This window comes from Actinomyces naeslundii (assembly GCF_001956585.1).
GTDB classification, from domain to species: Bacteria; Actinomycetota; Actinomycetes; order Actinomycetales; family Actinomycetaceae; genus Actinomyces; species Actinomyces naeslundii.
The window spans coordinates 1-2,417 of record NZ_MSRR01000043.1 but is presented as its reverse complement, the minus strand read 5'-3'; the positions used below and the strand labels follow the sequence as shown (position 1 = coordinate 2,417).

General features: G+C 61.1%; 2 protein-coding genes. Both read right to left on the bottom strand.

The window, feature by feature from the left end; all coding sequences use genetic code 11:
* A partial coding sequence (locus BKH33_RS13295) for a lipopolysaccharide biosynthesis protein (RefSeq protein WP_076142799.1) occupies positions 1–1,060 on the bottom strand: 1,060 nt, incomplete at its 3' end.
* A gap of 10 nt (positions 1,061–1,070) precedes the next feature.
* On the bottom strand, positions 1,071–1,976 hold the full coding sequence (locus tag BKH33_RS13290; RefSeq protein ID WP_232621494.1) for a polysaccharide pyruvyl transferase family protein: 906 nt from the start codon (positions 1,974–1,976) through the stop codon (positions 1,071–1,073).
* Positions 1,977–2,417 lie beyond the last annotated feature (441 nt).

The window sequence follows — 2,417 nt, the reverse complement described above, 5'->3', positions numbered from 1 at the left end:
TGGTGGAGACCATGAGAACGCGGCTGCTCATGAGGGCCTGATAGAACGTCCCGAAGAAGATGGTCATCACCCCGAAGGTCGCTGCCAGCATGAGCAGGGGAACATACCGCCAGCCCTCCGAGAACTCCGTTTGCAGCATCAGTCGGGAAATCGGTCGGTTCAGGGCGATGACCAGCCCGGCGGCCGACAGGGTCGCCAGGGAGTAGCCCCTCAGCACAGCACCGAAGAACGCGCCCCGGTCAGGTGAGCCGATCTCGCGGGCCGTCGAGTACTGCCAGGCCTGCTGGAACACGGAGGCGACAATGTTGATGAGCGAGGGCATCTTGCTCGCCGCCGTGAACAGCCCCGCAGCCGCCAGGCCACTACCCCACAAGACCGCATAGCGCCCGGAGACACTCACCAGCCACCATGACAGCAGGTTGGGCACGAGCGGCAGGCTGTAGACAAGCATCCGGCGCAGCAGCACCCGATCAGCCCGGAAGGGCACCAGCAGCCGGTACTCGGCCGACCCCAGGAACGCGGCCATGCCGCCTACCAGATAACCGATGGCGTACGACCAGAGATATCCCTCGATCCCTGCACGCCCCTGCACCAGGAGTAGGTAGGTGGCAATGACCATGGCCAGCGCGTTGATGAGGCCGTAGGCCACGAAGCGGCGCACGTGGCCAAGCCCACGGGCAAGCTGGGTCGTGGCCTTGAAGACGCACACCGAGCAGAACAACACGAAGAAGGACACCACATGCTCCACACCCCACACGACGCCGGCGAAGGCACACAGCACCGCAGTCCCCACGATGCCGCTACCCAGAACCAGCAGGGAGTTAGCGAAGAGCTCATCCTTGGGAACGTCATCATCGATCGAGAAGCGGTAAAGGGCCTCCACCACCCCCAGGGAGAGCAGCGGCAGCACGATCTCAATGGCACTGTTGAGCAGCTCAGCCGTCCCGTACTCACCAGCCGTCAAGGCAGTCGTGTACAACGGCATGAGCACCAGGGAGACCGCCTTAACCGCCAGACCCCCCAAGGCGAACACCAAGGTATTGCCCAACAGGAGCGTCATGCGCCCCTTACTACTCACCGACACCGAACTGCGCCTTCCACGTCTCGATGAGGTTGAAGTCCAGACCATGAATCCTCGTTGCCCAGGAGGACTCGACCAGGTCGGCCAGGTCAGTCTCGATGGAGTCACGCTCCACCAGCGGCAGCGAGTAGTCCTTTCCCATCTCCCGCGCCCGGTAGTCGATGGCCACGATGATGGCGCGTCGTCGCCGCTGCAGGGCGAAGATGCCACCATGCAGGCGGTTCCCCACATAGTCGGCACCTCGGCCCAGAACCGCCCGAAACCCGGCCAGGTTCGGAGGAACGATCTCGACGTCGTCGGCCGCACCTAGCGACTGCAGGTAGTCCAGGTCGTTGATGGACTGCGGCCAGAAGTGCAGCCGGAAGTAGTGCCTGCGCAGCACATCGATCATCGCCCGATCCTTGCGGGGGTCGGGGTGGTAGGAGGTGAGGGTGAAGACGACCTCGTCGCCCTTGGTACGGACAATGGCCTCACAGTGATCGGGGGTCAGCCCCCACAGGGTTGGGCAGCCGGTGTTCCACGCACGGAACCCCAAGCTCTCCAGAAGCCTCTTGCTCCGCTCGTCGCGCGCGGAGTGCACGACGTCGCGAGCCAGTACCTTGCGGTAGAGGGCACGGGTGTAGAGGTTGACACCTCGGGAGTTGACTCCGGCCCCCACCCCCAGGCACACCGTCCCAGCAGCCATTCTGCAGTTAATATAGTTGATGTTCCATGCCGGCAAGGGCCGCAGCATATTCGTATACAGAGCATTGGTGCCGCATAGGAACTTGATGTCAGCACCTTTGAAGATACTGAGCTTGCGCTTGTACAGGAGGTTCTGAACGGGCGTGTACATCGGGGTGTGGGTAGCCAAGCGCATGACATAGTTGAAGGAGAACAGATCGGGCCAGTTCACCTCAATTGATCGACCGATGATCTCATCACCCATGTTGAGTGAGCCGACAGACGTATCCAAAAGCAGAATATGCTTCATAATCTTCCCTTCTTGCATTCGCGAAAATTCTTAGCGCGAGCAATTTGATAAGGGTACGTCGCATCGACAGATTCTCTTTCTCAGAGACATTACGGTAAGACAACAGGTCTTACCGCGCTTGTACAGTCAAGACAGAAGATACCGGTGACTGCAAAAGCAATATTACAAACGCAGCGCTGACCGGTCTCTTTGCTCACAGAAATGTTCTTCGGCACACCTCCTGCGCCGGGGCTCCGTGCCGGAGCCGGCTCAGCGGCCCCCGTTCCGGCGAGCCAGAATCTCTGTCACGGCTCGAGTACTGGTGGTCAGGACTGTCATGTCGCTGGTTGCCAGCAGGGCCAGGCAGGTCCAGACCGTGGCGGT